This is a genomic window from Ruegeria sp. YTSC003 (assembly GCF_059609785.1).
In genome coordinates, this window is sequence record NZ_JBXWMK010000005.1 from 1 (window position 1) to 22177 (window position 22177).

General features: G+C 56.9%; 23 protein-coding genes and 1 tRNA gene. 10 read left to right on the forward strand and 14 right to left on the reverse strand.

All coding sequences use genetic code 11. The features are described 5' to 3' along the window. Positions 1-182: 182 nt before the first annotated feature. A complete protein-coding gene (locus AC2FFH_RS10870; protein WP_496844402.1) occupies positions 183-605 on the reverse strand; it encodes a hypothetical protein in 423 nt (140 codons plus the stop codon). A 206-nt stretch (positions 606-811) separates the two neighbouring features. Between AC2FFH_RS10870 and AC2FFH_RS10875 the strand changes: the two genes are divergently transcribed. Next, the gene (locus tag AC2FFH_RS10875; RefSeq protein ID WP_496844403.1) at positions 812-2521 is read left to right on the forward strand and encodes an adenylate/guanylate cyclase domain-containing protein; all 1710 of its coding nucleotides are present in this window, start codon (positions 812-814) and stop codon (positions 2519-2521) included. Positions 2522-2877: 356 nt separating this feature from the next. Here AC2FFH_RS10875 and AC2FFH_RS10880 read toward each other — a convergent pair whose 3' ends face one another. After that, positions 2878-3867, reverse strand: coding sequence for a methylenetetrahydrofolate reductase (locus tag AC2FFH_RS10880; protein WP_496770953.1), 990 nt, complete (start codon positions 3865-3867; stop codon positions 2878-2880). Further along, complete coding sequence (locus AC2FFH_RS10885; protein ID WP_496727383.1) at positions 3864-4445, reverse strand: methylenetetrahydrofolate reductase C-terminal domain-containing protein; 582 nt, start codon at positions 4443-4445, stop codon at positions 3864-3866. The genes AC2FFH_RS10880 and AC2FFH_RS10885 overlap by 4 nt, the downstream gene beginning before the upstream one ends. Positions 4446-5041: 596 nt before the next feature. Between AC2FFH_RS10885 and AC2FFH_RS10890 the strand changes: the two genes are divergently transcribed. After that, positions 5042-5422 carry a hypothetical protein gene (locus AC2FFH_RS10890; protein WP_282169967.1) on the forward strand — a complete coding sequence of 127 codons (381 nt, stop codon included), beginning with the start codon at positions 5042-5044 and terminating at the stop codon, positions 5420-5422. A gap of 192 nt (positions 5423-5614) precedes the next feature. On the opposite strand, the gene AC2FFH_RS10895 is transcribed toward AC2FFH_RS10890, so the two are convergent. The 7 genes from AC2FFH_RS10895 to AC2FFH_RS10925 all read right to left on the reverse strand — a co-directional run bounded on the left by AC2FFH_RS10895 (position 5615) and on the right by AC2FFH_RS10925 (position 11445). Next, positions 5615-8155 (reverse strand): phage/plasmid primase, P4 family, encoded by a 2541-nt coding sequence (locus tag AC2FFH_RS10895; protein WP_496844404.1) that lies wholly within the window; start codon positions 8153-8155, stop codon positions 5615-5617. Positions 8156-8301: 146 nt separating this feature from the next. Then, positions 8302-8571: a hypothetical protein gene (locus AC2FFH_RS10900; protein ID WP_170512719.1), complete on the reverse strand. Its 270-nt coding sequence runs from the start codon at positions 8569-8571 to the stop codon at positions 8302-8304. Further along, positions 8568-8933, reverse strand: a complete 366-nt coding sequence (locus tag AC2FFH_RS10905; protein WP_282169965.1) for a helix-turn-helix transcriptional regulator — start codon at positions 8931-8933, stop codon at positions 8568-8570. The genes AC2FFH_RS10900 and AC2FFH_RS10905 overlap by 4 nt, the downstream gene beginning before the upstream one ends. A gap of 85 nt (positions 8934-9018) precedes the next feature. Continuing rightward, a complete protein-coding gene (locus tag AC2FFH_RS10910) occupies positions 9019-9534 on the reverse strand; it encodes a hypothetical protein (RefSeq protein ID WP_496707281.1) in 516 nt (171 codons plus the stop codon). Further along, the gene (locus AC2FFH_RS10915) at positions 9531-10745 is read right to left on the reverse strand and encodes a tyrosine-type recombinase/integrase (RefSeq protein WP_282169963.1); all 1215 of its coding nucleotides are present in this window, start codon (positions 10743-10745) and stop codon (positions 9531-9533) included. Before AC2FFH_RS10915 ends, AC2FFH_RS10910 begins: the two co-directional genes overlap by 4 nt. Before the next feature lie 155 nt (positions 10746-10900). Beyond that, positions 10901-10976 (reverse strand) — tRNA-Ala (locus AC2FFH_RS10920). A 142-nt stretch (positions 10977-11118) separates the two neighbouring features. Beyond that, positions 11119-11445 (reverse strand): TIGR02300 family protein, encoded by a 327-nt coding sequence (locus AC2FFH_RS10925; RefSeq protein WP_496740228.1) that lies wholly within the window; start codon positions 11443-11445, stop codon positions 11119-11121. Between the two features lie 100 nt (positions 11446-11545). Between AC2FFH_RS10925 and AC2FFH_RS10930 the strand changes: the two genes are divergently transcribed. The 3 genes from AC2FFH_RS10930 (at position 11546) to AC2FFH_RS10940 (ending at position 14158) form a co-directional block, all read left to right on the forward strand. Next, positions 11546-12241 carry a M48 family metallopeptidase gene (locus AC2FFH_RS10930; protein ID WP_496844406.1) on the forward strand — a complete coding sequence of 232 codons (696 nt, stop codon included), beginning with the start codon at positions 11546-11548 and terminating at the stop codon, positions 12239-12241. 30 nt (positions 12242-12271) lie between these two features. Continuing rightward, positions 12272-12919, forward strand: coding sequence for a GntR family transcriptional regulator (locus tag AC2FFH_RS10935; RefSeq protein WP_496740230.1), 648 nt, complete (start codon positions 12272-12274; stop codon positions 12917-12919). 111 nt (positions 12920-13030) lie between these two features. Next, complete coding sequence (locus AC2FFH_RS10940) at positions 13031-14158, forward strand: lytic murein transglycosylase (protein WP_496767294.1); 1128 nt, start codon at positions 13031-13033, stop codon at positions 14156-14158. A 4-nt stretch (positions 14159-14162) separates the two neighbouring features. Here AC2FFH_RS10940 and AC2FFH_RS10945 read toward each other — a convergent pair whose 3' ends face one another. From AC2FFH_RS10945 to AC2FFH_RS10955, 3 genes are all read right to left on the reverse strand, one after another. Continuing rightward, on the reverse strand, positions 14163-15125 hold the full coding sequence (locus AC2FFH_RS10945) for an acetyl-CoA carboxylase carboxyltransferase subunit alpha (protein ID WP_108861352.1): 963 nt from the start codon (positions 15123-15125) through the stop codon (positions 14163-14165). Positions 15126-15226: 101 nt separating this feature from the next. After that, complete coding sequence (locus AC2FFH_RS10950; RefSeq protein ID WP_496726992.1) at positions 15227-15910, reverse strand: hypothetical protein; 684 nt, start codon at positions 15908-15910, stop codon at positions 15227-15229. Between the two features lie 236 nt (positions 15911-16146). Continuing rightward, positions 16147-16743, reverse strand: coding sequence for a LysE family translocator (locus tag AC2FFH_RS10955; protein WP_496767292.1), 597 nt, complete (start codon positions 16741-16743; stop codon positions 16147-16149). Between the two features lie 73 nt (positions 16744-16816). Between AC2FFH_RS10955 and AC2FFH_RS10960 the strand changes: the two genes are divergently transcribed. Together AC2FFH_RS10960 and AC2FFH_RS10965 are read left to right on the forward strand one after the other, a co-directional pair. After that, positions 16817-17269 (forward strand): Lrp/AsnC family transcriptional regulator, encoded by a 453-nt coding sequence (locus AC2FFH_RS10960; RefSeq protein ID WP_058273360.1) that lies wholly within the window; start codon positions 16817-16819, stop codon positions 17267-17269. A gap of 115 nt (positions 17270-17384) precedes the next feature. After that, positions 17385-17960 carry a PA14 domain-containing protein gene (locus tag AC2FFH_RS10965; RefSeq protein WP_109312215.1) on the forward strand — a complete coding sequence of 192 codons (576 nt, stop codon included), beginning with the start codon at positions 17385-17387 and terminating at the stop codon, positions 17958-17960. 41 nt (positions 17961-18001) lie between these two features. On the opposite strand, the gene AC2FFH_RS10970 is transcribed toward AC2FFH_RS10965, so the two are convergent. After that, entirely contained in the window at positions 18002-18961 is a 960-nt protein-coding gene (locus AC2FFH_RS10970) for an L-malyl-CoA/beta-methylmalyl-CoA lyase (protein WP_496726994.1), read from the reverse strand. Positions 18962-19256: 295 nt separating this feature from the next. On the opposite strand from AC2FFH_RS10970, the gene dgcN reads away from it, so the two are divergent. The 3 genes from dgcN to AC2FFH_RS10985 all read left to right on the forward strand — a co-directional run bounded on the left by dgcN (position 19257) and on the right by AC2FFH_RS10985 (position 22170). Further along, positions 19257-20258, forward strand: a complete 1002-nt coding sequence (gene dgcN, locus AC2FFH_RS10975) for an N-acetyltransferase DgcN (RefSeq protein ID WP_108861347.1) — start codon at positions 19257-19259, stop codon at positions 20256-20258. A gap of 74 nt (positions 20259-20332) precedes the next feature. Continuing rightward, positions 20333-21298: an N-acetyl-D-Glu racemase DgcA gene (gene dgcA / locus AC2FFH_RS10980; RefSeq protein WP_496726995.1), complete on the forward strand. Its 966-nt coding sequence runs from the start codon at positions 20333-20335 to the stop codon at positions 21296-21298. Between the two features lie 11 nt (positions 21299-21309). Continuing rightward, the gene (locus tag AC2FFH_RS10985) at positions 21310-22170 is read left to right on the forward strand and encodes a D-amino-acid transaminase (RefSeq protein ID WP_496726996.1); all 861 of its coding nucleotides are present in this window, start codon (positions 21310-21312) and stop codon (positions 22168-22170) included. Positions 22171-22177 lie beyond the last annotated feature (7 nt).

The following is a 22177-nucleotide window of genomic DNA, read 5'->3' on the forward strand; positions in this document are numbered from 1 at the left end:
CGGCTTTTGATTGGTGAGGCTGATAATATCAGGCCTCGTTTGCCCAAGGAGAGCGACCACCGCGATCACACCATGTCGTTCGACCAAATCGCAGCATCCGTCACTATGGGCTCGAAGCGGTCAGTCGGCAAGTTTTTCTGAGCGCCTGCTGCGCGGACGAAGTTGCCGTTCGACAACCCAGCTCAAAACGCTCTAGGAACTCTTTCGAAGTTTGGCAGCGCGAGCACTTGGCGGCTGTCTTCCCAGATTATTTTACCCGGAGTTCTCGTTCCTATTTCGCGAATCTCACACCCCGCAAGAGTTAGAACGGCTGCCAGTTCGCGCGCCCGTACAACAACGCTACCAGCCTCACGACGGAAAAATTTGGCATCTTCCCGAAACCAAAACAGCGACCTTCTAACGTCGGGTGTGCGAACCTTTCCCTTGAGCCGGGGATAGGTTAACCCGCCACCGCCATCTGCGCTGAACCAGTAGAATGCTTCTTCATGTGCTCTCTGAATGCTCCCTTTCTGCTTTGAAAAATCAACATGGTCGCGGGCCGCAAACATACCGAGTTCTGCGTTGATATTGGGATGAGGTCTATTGCTGACAAAACGGACAAACATACTGGAAAGGTAGTTGTGATACTTCCGTAAGATCAAGCACATCTGCACGTAGCTTTGGGTTCCCTGCTGCCATTCTCTGCCGCTAGTATCTACCAACGGTAAGAGCCCAAAGCGGTCGCGCTTTCTTGATGGAACCCCTTTGCTCTAACTACCGGGCTGACATTGCTCTTTCTACAAGCTAGCTTCCAACAAGCGGGGAGAGAAACATGGAAAAGAGGCTTGCTGCGGTGCTGGCGGCTGATGTCGCCGGATACTCGGCGTTGATGGATCAGGATAGGGACGGAACACTCAAAGCGCTCAAGGCTTTCCGTGAGGATCATCTAATACCCGCTTTAGCAGCCCATGATGGGCGACTGGTCAAAAGCATGGGCGACGGATGGATTGTTGAGTTTCGCTCCGCATCAGCCGCGACAGAATGCGCGATTGCTGTTCAGATTGCTGACCGACCACAGGAAATCCAAATCCGCATCGGCATACATACCGGGGAAGTCGTTTCGGAAGGTGATGACATATTCGGTGACGGTATCAACATAGCTTCCCGTCTCGAGGCATTAGCGGAACCGGGGCAAATATTGATTTCAGACACCGCACATAACAGCCTAGACAGGAATGCCGCCGCCTCGTTCTCTGGCGGCCAGCAGGCCGAATTGAAGAACATTGCCCGCCCCGTTGGCGTGTGGCAGTGGCCTGTCGGTTCGGCGGCTACAAGTCCAACTGTCAAATCGGAGAAACCCGGTATTGCTGTGCTGCCGTTTGACAATATGTCTGGCGACACTGAACAAGAGTTTTTCGCCGATGGGATTACCGAGGACATCATAACTGAGTTGTCTCGGTTTCGTTGGTTGATGGTCGTGGCGCGAAACTCGTCTTTTACATTCAAAGGAAAGAGCACTGACATTCGCGAAGTCGGGCAGGTGCTCGGCGTGAGATATGTGCTTGAAGGTTCTGTAAGGCGCGCGGGTCAGCGTCTGCGGATAACAGGACAGTTAATTGATGCAGAGAATGGCAGCCATATTTGGGCCGATCGTTTCGATGGGATGCTGGACGATGTTTTTGACCTTCAAGATCAGGTCACACAGGAAGTTGTCACGGCAATCGAACCGTCCGTTCGCCATGCCGAGACGGTCCGCGCTCGGGCGAAACCGACAGAAAACCTCGACGCGTATGAACTTTATCTCCAGGCTCAGTCACATTTTCACCTGCTGACCGACGAAGACAACCGTGAGGCTATTCGCCTTACACGTCTGGCGTTGGAGCGCGATCCTGATTATTCGTCGGCAGCTGGATTGCTTGCGTGGCTGCATATCCAAAGGATGGTACAGGGACTTAAGCCGATTGATGAAGGGCCTAAAGCAGCCGTAACCGCAGCAGAACGTGTGTTGTTAAGTGACCGCGCGGATGGAATCGCGTTGGCTTACGCCGCACACTCAATCTCTATGCTTGCACAAGACTTGCCGCGAGCTCGCGCAGTTTTCAAACAAGCACTAGCCGAAAATCCAAATGCTGCGACCGTTCACATGCTCGCTGGCATCAATCTGAATTTTCTCGACAGACCCGAAGAAGCCCTCGAACACGCGACACACTCGATCAATCTCAGTCCGAAAGATCCGATGCGGCACGCAGCCTATGTAGGGCAAGCCTCCGCATTTTTCCAACTTGGCCGCTATGCTGAAGCTGTAGAGGCCAATCGAAACGCCTTGGCCATTAGGGCGAAATTCGTGATTACTCATCTCATGCTCATCGCATCCTTGGCTCAAAACGGAGACCTTGAGTCAGCAAGGGCTGCGGTATCTGAACTGAAGGAACTTCGTCCGGATCTCGACATTAAAGAACAAACGAAGCTCCCCATATTCAGCGTTCCCGAATGCTCGGAGCAATGGCGGGATGGATGGCTAAAAGCAGGCCTTCCAATCTGAGAAAGCAAAGTTAAGCAGGCGACCCAATCCGGCGGCTTCGTCCGCATAGCAGACCTTGGCTCCTTATTGTTGACTTCGAATGTCCGCTCCGAGCCCAAAGCTGCCGTTCCCGGTCTATTTGACTGCTGCGTTTGCATTCGTCGGGTTTGTCGACCATTGCAGACCTTCGAGGTTTAGTTGGCGAATTCACAGGACGCAAACAAAGTGTGAATTCGCTGCGCCCGCCCCAACGGCAGCAATCCGCACATTGCGTCTGCAGCGAAAAGCAGCACGGTTAGAAGTCTGTCAATCACTGCAAGTGGTCGGCTGTTCCGAAAGTTCAATGACGACACGCAATGGTTATCCAACCAGACAGGTTAACCTTTATTCCGCCTGCGCCGTCCTGCCAGAACACCTGATTCAAGGATGATGCTGGAGACAAGGTGTTCGCGCCGATAGGCCATAATATGCACGCCTGAGACGCCCACAATCTCGCGCAGTTGCTGGATCAGCTCGATGCATATTTTCTTGCCCTCATCCGAAGGGTTTTGCGCCACCTCCAACCGGTCGATGATGGCATCGGGGATGTGAATGCCCGGCACGTTGCTGCGCATCCACCGCGCCGCCTTGGCCGAGGCGAGAGGGCCGACCCCGGCGATGACAAACACGCGCTTGTCCATGCCGGCATCACGCACCCGCTCCATGAATGCCTCAAAGAGGGGAATGTCAAAAATATAGTTGGTCTGGATGAAATCGGCCCCGGCCTCGACCTTTTTGGTCAGGCGGTCCGCACGCCACTCATAAGGTGGGATGCACGGGTTTTCTGCCGCCCCGAGGAACAGCTGCGGTGGGCTGGACAGTTTTCGTCCCGACAGAAACACACCTTCGTCGCGCATTGTGCGCAGGGTGCGCAGCAGGTTGAGGCTATCAAAATCGAACACCGGTTTCGCGCCGGGCTGATCGCCCACGCCCACGCCATCGCCCGTCAAGCAAAGCACGTTACTGACACCCAGCGCGGCTGCCCCCAAAACATCGCCCTGAATGGCGATGCGGTTCCGGTCGCGGCAGGAAATCTGGTAAACCGGAGAATAGCCCGCGCGGGTCAGCAGAGCGCAAATGCCGATGGAGGACATATGGCAATTGGCCCCCGATGCGTCGGTGGCATTGATCGCATCCGCGACCTCTCCCAAGGGCTGGGCCGCATCAAAAACATCCGCCGCATTGGCGCTGTCGGGCGGGTTCAATTCAGCCGTCACGGCAAAGCGGCCCGAGCGCAAAACACGCTCAAGCCGACTGTGAGAGACATGACCCTCAGGCGGCTTGGCATAGGGCAGCAGGGTGTTTTCGATGGGTGAGGTATCGCTCATGTGCCGCGCCCCGAGGTCGTGGCCTTGGGTGGCTCGTCTGCCAGAGGAGCCGAGCTTGGTTCCTGCAATCGTGCCTCTGGAAAGGCGTCAGCAAGGGCCATGCGGGCCGCATCCCGTTTTTCCCGGTTCAGTGTCGCCATTTCGCGGCTTACGCGCAACCACGAGGAAGAGCCTTGCAGACTACGATCGACAGGTGGCAAAACCTCCCTGATCTTCGCGGCCCCGTCTTTCATGTGGCTGGCCCCGTCCCAGCCCAGCGCCCAAACGCACTTCATTTCAGGCTTCACCTCGCAATACCCTCCCTGCCGCACCCCGCCACAGGGGCCATTGCGCAGCTGTTTGGGGCAGTTCATCGGACAGGACATGCCGGTTGAGGACAACACGCATTGGCCGCACATTTTGCAATCGAAAAGAAGTGTCTTCACTCCCTTCTCGATAAGGGCAATCGGGCGCTCGACACGGTTGTAGCCAATTTTTGCGATAAGGGGGTCCAGCGCCACCATGACCTGCTCGACACGCTTGTAGATCCATTCAAATGTGCGTGCGTGGCGAGTGGCAAAAAGTCGGACACGGTACATAGATTAGTTCCTTGTGGAGGCTTGACCTTAGCACGGGTCGACGACTTTCTATACGTAATATAGCGCTTGCATATCACTGCCGCCCAATCCCACCCGACGTAAAGCACACTGACCCGGTAACTGACATTGGTTCCGAGTGCAGCATTCGTTACTAAGGGCTCGAAGCGGTCGTTCGCTGCACTTGGCATGAGCGGCTGATTTTGAGCGCGAAGCAGGCGTTGTTCTTTTTAAACGACGTGGCCGCTTTTTTGTTTTGTCCGCGCTACGCCGCCCGCTCCTTGAAGCTGACAGACTTAGCGATTACATACCAATCGCGGGCGGACAGCCCGCAATTCCCCCAAACATGATAACGCTCGTCTGCCGAGCCTTGCCCGTAAGTCGCGGAAGACCGCCGGGGTATGGACCGCCCGAGACATGCTTGCGACCGGTGCGAATGGTCTGGGTCTAGCGCCGATCCACTGATGAGCCTAAGGCAGGGCGAAACCAACAGCATCCAGAGCGTCACGAAAATTGTGATCACCAACCCCGCCTTGGGGTGGTCGCCGGTGGCAACAGCCAACGGGATGCGCATCAACATGATGAATAGGAGAAATCACATGGAGCAAGATATCCAACTTGAAGCTGCCGCAGCAAGGCACATCGTCTTGATCGCTATGGCCTACTGTGAAGCCCAAACAGCAACGAGCGGCGAGGAAAGCCCGATTGTGCATGACCGGCAGTGGCAGGCCTGCTGTGGTGTCGCTGCGCGTTTCCTGAGCGATCCTGAAGCTATGACACCGCAACTCTGCCACCATGAATGGCGGCTCAGCCAAATGCGGCACAGTCATCCGCAGTTCTGGCCTGCTGCCGCATCTCGCACTTGGGATGAACTCGACCCGATGGACCAGTATGTCGAACGGGCTGGTTTGGCAGCAATGCGTCAGGCACTGGACGAAACTCGGAGGTTCTCGCGGGGTCGCACCGCGGCGCTGCAATGAACGTCGGACGTTGAAAAGCAGCATTATGCTTGATGTGCGCAACAGAACATATACCGACGGACGAGACATAAAACCTCCCAACCTCCCAACCAAACGCCCGACGGGGAAGTTGGGAGGTTTGATTACTTGTCCGCCCATAAAGAACTGGCCGGCCTAGCTCGTTTGGCCTCTTTACAAGCTGTCCCACTTAAATCAGACCGTCTTGAGGATAGCATTTTCGAACCGAGCGCCTTTGCTATTGGGTCCTGGAACGAGACGGGGCTCTACTTGACGCAAGCGTCGCGCGAAACTGTTACGTGCGGGGATGCGGCCTTCTGGAACACCTTCGGCAGCGCACCATTGGCGAAAATCCAGATATAGGTCTGCAACGGTGACGACCTTGTTTGCCCTGATGGATAGTCTTTCTGCCGCCCACGCACGAACTCGGTCCGCATCCCTCATCCACGCCTCCTTGGCGATGCGTGATGTCATGGGATCCGCCATGCGCCGCGTGGTCAAAAGTTCCGCAGCCGCAACCACGACAAGATGTAGTAGAAGATCCGCCTCGTATTCGATTATGCGATCTGCCAATCCCTCGTCGGGCTGCTCTTCAGAATACGCTTTGTCGAAGACCAGAACCTTGAAGCGGCGCTCAACGCCGCTGTCGATCCCCCCGCTAAATGCGGGCAGCTCATTGCAGATGAACACATGCTGCGCCTTGGGACTGAAATAGAACGGTATGCCGTATGGCAGCCGGGCATGACAGATGTCCCCGGTGATGACCTTTTTTAGCGCGTCGCCTGAAAGATCACGATCCGACGTCTCCTCCGCAACGTTCAGCGCGCACCCGCGCAAAACTGAGACGAAGTAGTCTTGTCCCATCTTGGCTGGCGGCACCGACTGAAGTGCATCCGCTGCGATCAATGATGAGATGACCTTGCGCGTGGTACTTTTTCCTGCGCCGCCCGGCCCAATCCAAATAAGGGCCTGCGGGTGTTTCATTTGCGTGCCGATACCAAGTGCCGCTGCGGCGGCTGTCTGCAGGATCAGCTCAATCCGCGCGCTTTTGTCTTGTTCAGCCCTGTCCAAGTCGAACTCAAGGTTTGGAGCCTCGTGCTGCAGCCGCCTCAAAGTCGTTTTAGCTGAGAACAAACCCGTGAGCAGCTTCATCACGTCGCTTCCCAAAAGTCGCTTCTCAGCATCCTGCACTGGCCATACACCACGTACGGCATGCCGAGCCCGGTGCTTGCGAGCATGTGGTTCGAGCCGTGGGACATATTCACCTGTTGCAACGTCTTGTTCGAACAAAACGAACCCGCTTTCACAGGTGATGCCAACAGGCGCACCTTCAAAAAACCCATTGTCATCGCGTTTGGACATGAGAAGCGACTTGACACTCTGCGCCTTACTGGACGTGATCTTGACCTCGCCAATGCCGTTGGACGGCGTAGGGTAAGTGGCACCGTCAAAGCGCGCGATGGCACGCGTAAGCCGATTGTCGTTGAGAGCAGTCCAAAGCTTGCCATCGTAAATCCAAACTGTGCCCTCAGTGATGACAATGCGACCAAAGAGATCTTCTAGGTTTTCCAGCACACGATCGGCAATCTCTTCGTCGCTACCGCGGAGCAGCTGCTCAACGTTGGACCTTCGCTGCCGCGCGTGGATGCGGTCGGCATCATCCACGGCGGCGGCAACAGCCCGACGTCCCATATCCTGGAGCAGATCGTTCAAATCGGCCTTTTCACCAAGGTTTGACGGTACTGTGACGACATGGACCCGTGCATTTGGGTTTTCTGCCGCCAATTCACGCGCGATCTGGCGGCAGTCCTGCGCTTTGTCGCTGTCGGCAATGATCTCAATCCGACCGGCGTTTGCTCCTATCGTTTCGGGGCGGATGGACCCGAGGCACACCCTGATCTCTGCTGGCCCAGCAAACAATCGGGTTAATCCGGTTTCGATACCTTCGGCGATCGCAATTGTGCCTGTACCCAGTTTGTTTTTGATCCGAACTGAACCATCCCCGATGTAGCCTGCGCTCAGTTTGGTCTTCTTGCCGTTCTCGTCGCGTATCGGTTGCCCATTGCGGTTCAGGATTGTGCCCTGCATGCCAACAATATTTCCATCGTCATCCGTAGCCACCGCCACTAGAGCCGGGTTTTTCTTACCACCCGGTTTGCATTGGAAATCTGGAGCATATCGCAAAGCGTCGTGTTCAAGATCGATCCCAACCAATCCACGGATGTTGCGCAAGTATTCTTCGCCGGGTGAGCCGGCTAAAGGACGTGTCTTCGCAACCTGCTCCTGCACCCATGCGATCTTAGCAGCCTTTTCATCAGATGCCGCGCCGGAGCGTGCTCTTTCCTCCGCTTCTCGCTGCACGGCTTGTTCATCAGTTTCTTCACGGTTCTCCGAGGCCGCCTGTTCTCCCGGTTCCGATTGCTTCTGCTTCCGCCGTCCTTCAAAAACCTTTTCGCCAGTTACGGCTTCAATCTCGCGTACAGCAGCGTTGAAGTCGGCAAGGCCTCGTACCTTCATTAGCGCATCGGTCAGCGAAACCCCTTTTTCGGGCAGGCACGTGCAAAAAATACGATTAGCGTCTGCATCGTAGCGAAATGAAGGGTTCTTATCTTCATGGTCAGGAAACGGGCAGCGCTGATGCTTTTTTCCAGTTTGTGGTTTGGCACCAATGGCGGCGAGGATTTTGTCCGCGTGTGATTCCTCGACGATGCGGAGACGCTCGGTCAAATTTTTCATTGGTCCCCTCATGACCGCCACCGCTGTGTTTCGGTCCGGTATGCTGCAGATTTTGCCTGCATACTTTGTTCCTTTCCTTGGTCTAGGGAGAGCAACAATCATCACTGGCCCCGTTGCGCTCTCCGTGCGGCGGGGTTTCTCCATTCCTATTCCGCTGCCAGATCGGGCGTGTCGATCTTCACAAGCCGCCAGTCGATACCCGCCGCAATTGCGCGGACATGTTCAGCGCGCCAAAAATGCTGGCGACCAATCTGGATGGGTTCCGGCGCATCGCCGCTGTCCACCATACGCAACCACGTGCTTGGCGATCCGGGGAACATGCCCAACGCACCGCTGTGGGTGGAAAGCTGTTTCAGTGTGACGTTCCCTGTTTTCGGGAAGCTGTCGGGGTGGATAGGCATACGGGCGACACTCATGCGGACGCCTGCGTCTGAGGTTCTTCGCCATTGGCTTTTTCAATTGCAGCCCGTGACCGCTTGAAAAAACCTTTCTCCATCATTTCCTGGCCCAGCTTCTCTGCCTTCTTGGCCTCAAGGCCTTCGTAGCTACGAATGATGTCACGGGGATCGTGATCGCCACCAGCTTCTATCCAATTGGTGATGTCGCTGCCGAGATACCGGATTTGTCCCGTGGGAAGGTTCATGAATTTCGGGCCGAGATGGTACTCGCGCCAGTGGTCCAACAGATAGAACTCGTCGTCGCTGAGACCGAGCAGCGCCGCCAGATACCGCTGATCATAAAGACGGTGTGGAACGGGCACTTCGATGTGATCTGACATTGCTAGCCTCCTACAAAAAGATACTGGCAATTCAGATAATGAAAGCAGGGGGGTAAGAACAAACGTTCTAATTTACCCCCCCTGATCAGGTGGGTGAGAACACCCCAAGAATGACGTCTTCAACCGTCATTTGGTTGTGTATTCGAGACACTCTTTCAGTGAGTTTCCGGATCATTTCCTGCGCGGCAAAGTTCAGATTGAGGCGGTAGTTCTGATCACTGATATCTGGAGCTTTCAGCGTGGCTTTATGCCACTTGACTACATCGTCACGATCAATCTGCATTACATTTGCAATCAGAGTTCGCGCTTTTTCCACGTTATAGCCTTGCTGATCGATCAGGTACATGACGCCACCCGCAACGCCGCCTTGAAAACCGATTTCCATCGGGTCTTTCGCAGCATTGCCAGCATTCGCTTTGTGCATTGCAGTTGTGCGATCTCTCAGGTGCTTGTCCAGCGCTGGTGACACTATTTCTTCCTGCTCGCGCAAAACATCCAGAATGTCATGCAAGTCGAGAACGTAGGACCATTCGCCAGATTTCACGCGCTCGTTTAAACGTCCACGCAACCAGTCGAAATCTTTTAATACCGTGTCACTCACAACTTTGCCCCCGCAATCAACGGCACCACGATAGCACCGCCCTCCTGAAGCTGAACCAGAAACTGCGAATAAGCTTCCATCATAACGCGGCGCTGGGCGAGGAACGATGTGCGGTCATATGCGCGGCCATGCTGTTCCTTCGATGCGTGGGATAACTGTGCCTCTGCCAGTTTCTCGTCGAACCCGAGATGCTCGGTCACCAATGTGCGCAGCGTTGCCCGCAGGCCATGTGCGTCGGTCTCTCCATCAAACCCGATCCTGCGGATCATGTTCATTGTGGCCGGTTCAGAAACAGGTCCGTTCTCGCTGGCGAATACGTACTCGCGGTGGCCATTGAGCTTGTACATCTCGTTGAGGATTTTGATCACCGCGTCCGTCAGGGGTATGGCGAGCGTGATACCTGTCTTGGTGACAGGGTTGTTCCAGACCCGCTCGCCCATGTTGATGTCCGCCCATCGCATTTTGCGCACCTCACCGGCCCTCTGACCTGTATGTGCGATAATCTGCACCAGAGGTTTGCCCAAAGTGTGATGCGGCCAAGCGTCCAGCGCCTGCAGAAACAGCGCCAGACGTTCTGGCTCAACGATGGCTGGGTGGTGCTTCTTCGGCTGGGGCTTGAACCTGTCGATCACGTTTGCTCCCGGCACGACAGAGATCAAGCCTTCGGCCTCCGCATAGCCTAGAACTTGCCGCAGGATGCGAATGACCCGGCGTGCAGTCTCATGCGATCCACGATCCGCGATCTTGAGCGCAACGGCCTTGATATCGACTGCCGTGATATCCGCGACCACTACAGCCCCCAACAGAGGGATGGCATCCTTTTCGATCCGGTTGCGGGCGCGGACATAAGTCTTCTCTGCCCAGTGTGGACGCTCCTCTGCCAGCCATGCGCGTGCGACACCGGCGAAGGTGGTGTCCGTCAGACCTGACCGAGCCTGTACCCCTGCGCGCATCTCCGCCACGTCGGGGTTGATATTGGTGTCAAGCAAGTTCCTCTGCGCCTCGACGCGCTGGCGCGCGTCCTTGAGGCCGACAGAGGGATAGGAGCCCAAGCTCATCTCACGCTGCTTACCATCGACCCTATAGCGCCAGACCCATGTCCTGCCGCCTTTCGGGTGAACGATCAGCGTCAGGCCACCGCCATCTGCCAGCTTGATCTTCTTGTAGCCGGGTTTCGCAGCCTTGATTTGTTTGTCTGTAAGTTTGGTCATCTTGCATACTTTCTCACTGGCGAACCCCACACAGACCCCCACAATGGGTATTCTGGCAGAGCCCAAGTTTCCTTGGGGGTGAGAAAGACTGGCACGTCAAAAGCCTTATTTACAAAGCCGTGTGACTGCGAGTGAATTCGAACTGAGGAGAAAAATGGTGGAGCCTAGGGGAGTCGAACCCCTGACCTCTTGCATGCCATGCAAGCGCTCTCCCAACTGAGCTAAGGCCCCATCATGGTACCGCGGCTGCGGTGGGCGGACATTTATGAGACAGTGACAATGAGTGCAAGTCCAAAAATGGACTTTGCGGAAAAGTTTCTGCCTCGCATCCGAGGATCGTCTGAGGCGGCGCAGGGGCCGCCCCGGACAGGTTTTAGCTGTCGTCTTCCGACGGCATGTCGGTGATCTCTTCCAGCGAAACGTCGTCGTTGCTGTCTTCATCATCGTCCAACAGATCATCGTCCAGTTCGACGTCGACATTTTCGTCATCGTCCAGAACCAGATCTTCTTCCGACGCATTTTCGCGTGCTTTTGCCGACGCGGCATCTTCCGCATCTGCGGCGATCATCCGGCTCTTGCCGGTTTCAAGCTCCACGATCTCGCCGGTGTAGGGGCTGACGATCGGGTTCTTGTTCAGGTCGTAAAACCGCTTACCGGTGGTCGGGCAAACGCGTTTTACACCCCATTCTTCCTTGGGCATTTCAGATCCCCTTGATATCAGGTGAGTCGTAGTAATGATTCAGGTCACGTGCCACATGCAGCGGGCACTGTCAAAGCCTTTGAGCAGGAGAAACAGGCACATGGGGGACCACGCATTGCCCGGAAAACCGCCGGTGCCGCTAACGCTGCGCAAATCGGCCAGGGCGCGGCGTATCAGCCTGCGGATTTCTCAATTGGATGGGCGGGTTACACTAACCTACCCTAAAGGTGTGGCTGAAACCGAGGCGCTGAATTTCGCCAAGGTCAAGGAAGACTGGATCCGTCAGCATCTTGAGGGCCGACCCAACCCATCAGCCGTAGGATTCGGACAATCAATCCCTATAGAAGGCAAAGATAGGCGAATCGTACTGGCAGAGGGCCGACGCGTTCTGCTGCGGGACGCAGAGGTTGCAGTCCCCAAAGGGGCCGAAGCCCGGCGATTGGCACGGTTCCTAAAGGAACTGGCGCGGGATCGCCTGACCGAGGCCTGCGACGATTATGCGGCAATGCTGGGCCGACCTTATTCCAGCCTGACCTTGCGCGATACGCGGTCTCGTTGGGGATCGTGCAGTTCCGCTGGTGGTCTGATGTTTTCGTGGCGTCTGATCCTCGCCCCATCGGACATCCTGCATTATGTCGCCGCACATGAGGTCGCGCATCTGGCCGAGATGAACCATTCCCCCGCGTTTTGGGCGCAGGTCGAGCTTCTGTTTGGTGATTGCAAGGCCCAAAGGCGCTGGCTGCGCGACAACGGGGCGCAGCTTCATCAGTACAGATTTGATGGCGCGACGAGTTGACCGCGCGGCAATTTGTGATCACATGGGGTTATGTTAAGCGCTCGCCAAACCGACACCCAACCTGCAGCTCATGATCTGGTCTATCGAGCCCTGCGCTCGCGTATCATGCACGGCGACATAGCGCCCGGGCAGGCGTTGACCCTGCGCGGCATCGGCAAGGAATTTGATGTCTCAATGACGCCTGCGCGTGAAGCGGTGCGGCGGCTGGTGGCCGAAGGGGCGTTGTTTCTGTCTTCTTCGGGTCGGGTGTCCACGCCCGAGCTGACCAATGACCGTATCGAAGAGCTGGCAGCCCTGCGTGCACTGCTAGAAGTCGAGCTGGCCAGCCGTGCATTGCCCCGTGCGCACATGGCGCTGATAGACCGGTTGCAGAGCATCAACATGACCGTCGCGGAAATGGTCACGAAACGGGATGCCGTCGGTTACATCCGATCAAACCTGGAATTCCATCGCACGCTGTATCTGCGCGCTCAGGCTCCGGCGATGCTGGCCATTGTGGAAACCGTGTGGCTTCAGTTGGGGCCGACGATGCGCGCGCTTTACGGGCGGTTGCGGCGGACAGAGCCGCCGCATTATCACAAGCTGATCATCGCCGCGTTGAAGGCGGGGGATGAGCCCGGATTGCGGCTGGCCGTACGTTCAGATGTGACGCAGGGGCTGCGCATGCTGGTCAGTTGAGCGGCTTGTCGCCGAAGTGATCGGGTTGCCTTTTCCAGGCACCGCAGAACTAGCTTGCGCACTTGGTCTGCGATACTCTGACCCAAATCACAACAAGAGCAGATTTCAGACATGATCAATCGACGCCTATTTTCAGTTGGACTTGGGTCAACCTTTTTGGCCGCCTGTTCGGGTGGCGCGCCAACCAGCGCCCCGGCAACGCGGATGCGGGCCGTCCCCAACGCAGGGTGGGACGCCTGGGTTGCCGGGTTCAAGTCGCGCGCGGCCTCGCAAGGCATTTCTCAGACCACCATCAACCGGGCCTTTCAGGGGGCAGGGTATCTGCCGGATGTGATCGAACGGGACCGCAATCAGGTCGAATTCAAGCGCTCACTCGAAGACTACCTGGCGATTGCTGCGTCGGATGAACGGATCGCAACCGGCAAACAGATGCTGGTACGCCATGCCGGAACCCTGTCAGCGATCGAGGCAAAATACGGCGTCGACAAAGAGGTTGTCGTGGCCGTATGGGGCTTGGAAAGCCGGTATGGAGCCCGCCGCGGGGATGTGCCGGTGGTATCAGCGGTTTCAACCTTGGCCTATGACGGGCGTCGCGGTGCGTTTTTTGAAAAGCAATTGATAGCCGCCCTGAAGATCATTCAAGAGGGCGATACATCGCCCGCGAACATGACCGGCAGTTGGGCCGGGGCGATGGGGCACACGCAGTTCATCCCGACCTCTTATTTGGCCTACGCGGTGGATTTTACCGGTGATGGTCGTCGGGATATCTGGTCTGAGGATCCCACGGACTCTTTGGCCTCGACCGCCGCATATCTGGCGCGCGCTGGCTGGGTACGCGGACAGCCTTGGGGGGGCGAAGCAGGTACTGTTTCGGGAACGCCTGTGGCGGTGTTGCAGCCGCAAACGCCGGGGCCGCGGATTGCGGTGTTCCGCAACTTCCAGGTGATCAAGCGCTATAACAACTCGGACAGCTACGCGATCGGCGTTGGGCATCTGTCGGACCGGATCGCCGGTGGCGCCCCGTTTCAGGCCTCGTTCGGGCCCGATGCGACCGGGTTGACGCTTGAGGATCGCAAAGAGCTGCAGCGCCGACTGACATCCGCAGGGTACGACACCCAGGGCGCGGATGGGGTTATCGGCAACAATACGAAATCCGCCATCAGCGCGTATCAACGCGCCAGTGGTTTGGCCGTAACCGGTGAACCTTCAGCGGCTTTGTTGCGTCAGCTCGGCGGCTGACGGATTACGCCGCCAGCCCTTTCGAGCCGATATCCAGGAATTTTTGGCGGCGGTCCTTGATCAGGGCTGCCGCATCCTTGCCATCCAGTTCTTTCAGCATAGCAGCAATGGCACCTCGTACAGAGTCGACCGTTGCGGCGCGGTCGCGATGCGCGCCGCCCTTGGGTTCGGTGATGATGTGATCACAGACGCCCAGCTTTTGCAGGTCTTGAGCAGTCAGCCGTAGCGCTTCGGCGGCCTCACGCATCTTTTCCGAATCCTTCCACAGGATCGACGCACAGCCTTCAGGTGAGATTACCGAATAGACCGAATGTTCCAGCATCGCGACCCGGTTTGCCGTGGCAAACGCTACTGCGCCGCCTGAACCACCTTCGCCGATGATCACAGACACCAAAGGCACGCCGATCTTCAAGCACATTTCGGTCGACCGCGCGATGGCCTCGGACTGGCCGCGTTCCTCGGCACCTTTGCCCGGATATGCACCGGCCGTGTCGATCAGAGTGATGACGGGCAGACCGAAACGTCCAGCCATTTCCATCAGGCGTACGGCCTTGCGATAACCTTCAGGGCGGGCCATGCCGAAATTCCGTTCGATCCGAGATTTGGTGTCCGAGCCTTTTTCGTGCCCGATCACCATGACGGGCTGGTCGTCGAAACGGGCCAGGCCACCGATCACAGCCAGATCGTCAGCAAAGTTGCGATCACCCGCTAGCGGTGTGAATTCGGTAAACAGTTCTGCCACGTAATCCTGGCAATGGGGGCGTTCAGGGTGACGCGCGACCTGACATTTTCGCCACGGAGTGAGGTCACCGTAAAGCTCGTCCAGCAGCTTGGCAGCCTTGGCGTCCAGCGCAGCGGCTTCTTCGGCCACGTCCATCTCTTCGTTGGCACGGGCCAGCGCGCGCAGTTCCTCGGCCTTGCCTTCGATCTCGGCCAGGGGTTTTTCGAAATCCAGATACTGGGTCATGACGCCTCTCAACGCGGAAGTTCATTGCTATATGAACTTGCTGTCAGAGGAATGCAACACAAGGTAAAGCGCGCCCCGATCAAGGGCCGCGCCGGTATGGGTCACTTCACAGGTACGTAGCTGGTCGGAAGGCCGTCGTCGTCAGCGTTCACCATGTAGTACTGGTTCTCGCCGCTGTCCCAGACCAGAAATGCGTCTGCGCCTTCGGGTTTGGTCTGTTCGCCCCATGGGGCCTGAATGGTCAGAGCATCGCTTTTTGCATATCCCAGATCAGACAGGCGCAGCATATCAACCGGTGTTGTCTTGAGCGCGCCAACAATGCCGGGCGCCTGATCTTCGAACATCGCCTTGACCTCAGGGGCCATGTCCAGCCGTTCGATCAGGCGCGTATTCTTGGCGGCAACACTGTCCAGCGAAACCAGCTCGTAGGCCTCGTCAAACGTGCTTTTGCCGATGATGTAGAAGTCTGGGCCATCCTTGCGGAACTGCAGCGCAATGATCGAGCCGGTGTTCTCGGTCAGGTAAGCCTGATCGTAACTGGTGCCATCAACCGAACCGAGGTTTTCGCGTATCGCGTCGGGGATGGCGTCGAAGTCATCGCTGGTCAGCTGCCAACCCAGGATTGGGCGATCCTTGATATAGGCTTCGGGCGCCGGGTTATGCTGGCTGACACGTTCAGAAATCATGGTTTGTGTCTGGACGTCATCGGCCTGCGCAATAGCCGGTATTGCGGCAAGGATGGCGGCAAACAGAATTTGGCGGAGCGGGCGAGATGGATTGTTCATATTGGTCCTCATTTACCATGTTGAAAAATCTATTGGTCTCGTGAGTTATACGCCCAGTGTAACATTCTTACCTGTGTATTCCGATTTGAATTCAGCAAGATATGTGGCCGCAGAATATGCATCCCTAGGCGGGCAAATAGAAAGGATGCTGATGACGACCCGTTATGAAGACAGCGTTCTGCGTGTTTTGGCCCACGTTCATGATAATCAGGCTGAAGACCTGGCGCTGAAATTGCTCAGTTCGGGTATAGAACAGGGTAGAGCGAGCCGACGAGCAAAGCCGCCATTGTCCAGTTGAACACCATCAGCCGGCGTGGGTTCGTCAGGATGCGCGCCATTTGCTGACCCAAAACGGTCCATGTGCTGACCGAGGGCAGGTTGACCGCTCCGAATACAAGAGCCACGACAACGATGGCCTGAAGGGTCTGATCCGGTGTGTAGGCAGTTGTGGCTGTCAAGGCCATGGCCCAGGCCTTGGGGTTGACCCACTGAAAGGCTGCCGCCTGCCGGAACGTCATCGGCGTGCCTGTCGTGTTTTGCCCCTTAGCCGGGGCGGCATGCGCGATTTTCCAAGCAAGGAACAGAAGATACGCAACAGAGGCGAATTTCAGCACCGTATAGCTGATCGGATATCTGTCGAACAGCTGCACGAGGCCGGTGCCGACCAATAGCACCATGAAGGTAAACCCAAGCCCGATCCCCAGCATGTGCGGGATGCTTTTGCGAAATCCGAAATTAGCCCCTGACGCCATCAGCATCAGGTTGTTGGGTCCAGGCGTAATGGACGAGACAAAAGCAAAGGCGATCAAGGCCAGAAGGATATCGTAGGTCATGAGTTGGATAATTGCTGCAAACTGAACAAATGAAATTGCGTTTTAATGCGTGATCTCACTAATATCGCAATCAATGGCGAAAATTGACCACATAAATCAGCAAATATTGCGAGAGCTATCACAAGACGGCCGCATCAGTAATCTGGATCTGGCCGACCGGGTGGGGCTGTCTCCTTCTGCCTGCCTGCGCCGCGTGCAGGAGCTGGAGCGTTCGGGTGTAATCTCGGGTTACCGCGCAGTCCTGAACCCATCCGAGATTGGCGTCGGATTTGTCGCCTATATCGGCGTTGGGCTGGGAGAACATACCAAAGCTGCACAGGAAGGGTTCGAACGCGCCCTACAACGTGTGCCGGAAGTGGTCGAATGCCACAATATCACGGGGACCATCGAATACCTGTTGCGCGTGGAATGCGCGGACTTGCCTTCCTACAAGACATTCCACACCGAAGTTCTGGGAACACTGCCGCATGTGACGTCGATCACGTCTTATGTGGTGATGGATTCACCCAAGGATATGCGCGCCTGACGTTGGAATTGTGATCTTCAACCGGCTTGCCGGGTGAATTTTCACAGCCTAGTGTCTTCTCAAGGACCTGATCGAAGGGGAACAACCCCAACAGGCCACACACAGGGAGAAGATAATGAAATTTGTTCGCATTGGAGCGCTGATAGCAGCTGCGGCGTTTATCGCCAGTTCAGCAGTGGCCGCGCCGCTCAAATTGCAGCCCGCCAGTCCGCAACCCAGTCCAAAAGCGGGATTGAATGTAAAATATGTGGGAACTGGTACTCAGCGCAAAATCCGCAACCTCACTCATGCCAAGCAGTTGCTGCCTAAGGCTCAGCCGGGGCAGCCGCTGATCGGTTTGGATTATAGGGATACAAACGAAGGCGAGGATGTTTTGACATTCGACCACCACTATAATGTCGCCGCAGAAATCACCGGTTACATGCGCTTTGACTCACCGGGGGTATACGAGTTGGAGACATGGTCAAACGATGGGATCGATGCCTGGGTCGGCGGGCAGCAGATCGGCAAAGTCAATAGTATTCAGGGGTGTGAGGCCAATCAACGAACCGAAGTAGAGGTGCCGAAGGCGGGTTGGTATCCGCTGAAGATAATCTATTTTCAGAAGCTCGGTACATCTTGCCTGATGATGAAGTCAGGAAAAAAGGGTGAGCGTTTTACATGGACGCCTAACGACGTCTTTGGCCGGTAGGCCCCAATAAGGCGCCCCTAAGGGCGCCTTATTCAATTAGATCAGCTCGCGGCGATCAATTCGGCCTGCGCCACGATCACCTCGGCCTGTTTGATCGAGGCGATGTCGACCAGACGGCCTTTGTAAACGGTTGCGCCTTCGCCATTGGCTTTGGCCTGCTCCATCGCAGCCAGGATTTCGCGTGCCTCGGACACGGCTTCGTCCGACGGGGTGAAGACCAGGTTGGCCAACGCGATCTGCTTGGGGTGGATCGCCCATTTACCAACCATGCCCAAGGTAGCCGAACGTTTCGCTTGCGCGATGTAACCTTCGTCGTCTGAGAAGTCGCCAAAGGGTCCGTCCACGGGCAGAACGCCATGTGTCCGGCATGCCGCAACAATGGCAGCCTGCGCCCAATGCCACGGATCGGACCAATGCTTTTCGCCTTCGCGCAGCATGTAATAGTTTTCTTGCGTGCCGCCGATACCGGTGGTCTGCATCCCCATCGAGGCTGCAAAATCTGCTGCACCCAGGCTCATCGCTTGCATGCGCGGAGACGAGGCCGCGATCTCTTCGACATGGGCAACGCCAGCTGCGGATTCGATGATCACCTCAAAGCTGACGGGCTTTGTGCGGCCCTTGGCGCGCTCGATGGCGGTGACCAGCGCGTCAACGGCGTAGACATCTGCCGCGCAGCCGACCTTGGGGATCATGATCTGATCCAGCCGGTCGCCGGCTTGTTCCAGCAGGTCCACCACATCGCGGTACCAATAGGGTGTGTCCAGCCCGTTGATGCGCACGGACATGTATTTGTTGCCCCAATCGACGGTGTTCAGCGCTTCGATTACATTTGCGCGCGCGGCGTCCTTGTCCGACGGCGCGACCGAGTCCTCAAGGTCGAGGTTGATTACGTCAGCGGCCGACGCGGCCATTTTCGGGAACAGCTTGGTGTTTGATCCCGGTCCGAACAACTGGCAACGGTTGGGGCGCGCGGGGGCGGCGGGTTGGATGCGAAAGCTCATCTGGACCTCGTGCGAGAAAGGAAATTACGATTTTCTTGCCTCATGGGGTATTAAATTGCGCAAGCCATAGCAAGCATCTTTGTGCAGGTGCGGCAATGCAATCGCAGCAATTGCCGCAATACTGGGTCAAAACAGCGATTAAAGTTTAATCGCTTTAAAAACTTGAAAGATTAGTGCGCTACTTAAAGGAATGGCGCAAAAATTTCCCACGTGACGGGGCGTTGTCAGGCGAAAACGCGAAACACTCGTGGAAATCGTCCCCTAGATTGCGCCAGAATCAAAGGAGTGAACCGCAATGATCGAGACACCGTACCTGCTGTTTTTGGGCGATGCGCCCGACCAATTGGCGGCCAAAGTGGCAGTTGGCATTAAGGACTGGCGTCCTGAAAATGCCGTCGGCCAGTACCGTATGGAAGGTTGTAAGGCTGATTTGGGCCTGACCGACATGTCCCTGACCGAAGCGAAAGAAGCCGGCGCCAAGACGCTGGTCATCGGCGTGGCCAACCGTGGCGGCGTGATCAGCCAGGAATGGAAGAAAGTTCTGGTGATGGCGCTCGAGGAAGGATTTGACCTCGCCTCGGGCCTGCACAACCTGTTGTGTGACGAACCCGATCTGGTTGCCGTTGCCGAGGCCACTGGCCGCAAGCTGCACGATGTTCGTGTGCCATCGGTCGAGTATCCGATTGCAAATGGTATCAAGCGCAAAGGTAAGCGCTGCCTGGCCGTTGGCACCGATTGCTCGGTCGGTAAGATGTATACTGCGATGGCAATGGATGCCGAAATGCGCGAGCGCGGCATGAAGTCGACCTTCCGCGCAACCGGTCAGACCGGCATCCTGATCACCGGGGACGGCGTGCCATTGGACGCGGTCATCGCGGATTTCATGGCGGGTTCGGTCGAATGGCTGACACCTGACAATGATGATGACCACTGGGATCTGATCGAAGGGCAGGGGTCGCTGTTCCACGTGTCTTATTCCGGTGTGACCATGGCGCTGATCCACGGCGGCCAGCCCGATGCGCTGATCCTGAGCCACGAACCGACCCGAGAGCATATGCGCGGGCTGCCGACCTATCAGTTGCCGACACTGGAAGCGTTGCGCGACACGGCGCTGGCACTGGCAAAGGTCGCGAATCCGGCATGTGAGGTCGTTGGGGTTTCGGTTAACACCCAGCATATGTCCGAAGAGGACGCCACCGCATACCTGGCCAAGGTTGAGGCGGAAATGGGCCTGCCTGCGACTGACCCGTTCCGCTTTGGTTCGGGTAAGCTGGTGGATGCGCTGGCCGCACTGTGATCTAAGCGGCGCGTCGGAGGCGGGCTTGTCCGCCTTCGGCGAGAGTATTTTGAAAAAGATGAAGGAGCTGGCGCGTGCAGGTAGAAGTTTCTCGTGACATGTTTCGGCTGGCGCAGGTTTTTACGATCTCGCGTGGGTCTCGGACCGAGGCCAGGGTGCTGACGGTTCGGATTTCTGACGGTACCCATCAGGGGTGGGGCGAATGCGTGCCCTATGCCAGGTATGATGAAACGCTGGATTCGGTCGAGGCCGAGATCGCAGCTTTGCCTGCTGAATTTACCCGCGACAGCCTGATGGACCTTTTGCCTGCAGGCGCGGCGCGGAATGCGGTGGACTGCGCCCTTTGGGATCTGGAGGCAAAACGCGCCGGAAAGCGCGCCTGGGATCTGGCCGGGCTGCCAGTTCCGGGACCAGAGATCACTGCGTATACACTGTCGCTCGATACGCCGGAAAAGATGCAGGCACAGGCTGCCGTCAACGCGCATCGGCCCTTGTTGAAGATCAAGCTGGGAACGCCGGATGACATGCCCCGGCTGGAGGCCGTGCGCGCAGGTGCACCAGATGCCACGATCATCGTCGATGCAAACGAAGGCTGGTCCGCTGGTGTTTACGCGGACCTTGCCCCGCATCTGGTGCGATTGGGTGTGGCCCTGGTCGAGCAGCCTTTGCCCGCCGGTGAAGATGACGCGCTGATCGGGATGGAGCGCCCCGTGCCGGTGTGTGCCGATGAGTCCTGTCATGATCGCACAAGCCTGCCTGCACTCAAGGGCAAGTACGATGTGGTCAACATCAAGCTCGACAAAACGGGCGGCCTGACAGAGGCGCTGGCCCTGCGGGAACAGGCGCTTGCTGAAGGCTATCGCGTGATGGTCGGATGCATGGTCGGAAGCTCTTTGGCTATGGCACCTGCGACACTGTTGGCACAGGGCGCAATGGTAACAGACCTTGACGGCCCGCTTCTGCTGGCCGAAGACCGCGACAACCCGCTGATTTTTGATGATGCCGGAGTGCACCCGCCCAAAGCGGACCTCTGGGGCTGAGGAGACAAGACATGACCCGCACCGTTTATGTAAATGGCGAATATCTGCCTGAGACCGAGGCCAAAGTATCCATCTTTGACCGTGGTTTTCTGTTTGCAGATGCTGTCTATGAGGTCACCAGTGTTCTGGATGGAAAGCTGATCGATTTCGAAGGTCACGCAGTACGCCTCAAACGGTCTCTGGATGAGCTGGAGATGGCTGAGCCCTGCACAAAGGATGAGTTGCTGGAAATTCATCGCAAGCTGGTAGAGCTGAACGGCATCGAAGAAGGGCTGGTCTATCTGCAGGTCAGCCGCGGTTCGGATGGCGACCGCGATTTTGTATTCCCGCCCGCAGATACCAAGCCCAGCCTTGTGCTGTTCACTCAAAACAAGCCCGGCTTGGCCGATAGCCCAGCCGCCAAGAAGGGCGCCAAGATCATCTCGATCGAAGACATCCGCTGGGGCCGCCGCGACATCAAGACCGTTCAGCTGCTGTACCCGTCGATGGGCAAGATGATGGCCAAGAAGGCAGGCTGTGACGATGCGTGGTTGATTGAGGACGGTTATGTGACCGAAGGCACCAGCAACAACGCCTACTACGTAAAGGACGGCAAGATCGTCACCCGCCCGCTTTCGAACGACATTCTGCACGGCATCACCCGCAAGGCCGTCCTGCGTATGGCCGCCGAGGCGCAGATGGAAGTGGAAGAACGCCTGTTCACCATTGATGAGGCGAAGGAAGCGGATGAGGCTTTTACAACTTCGGCCAGTGCGTTTGTCATGCCCGTGGTTGAGATTGACGGGGTTACGCTGGGCGACGGTACGCCGGGGCCAATCGCCAAGCGTTTGCGAGAGATTTATCTGGACGAAAGCCGCAAGGTCGCAATCTAAACAAAAG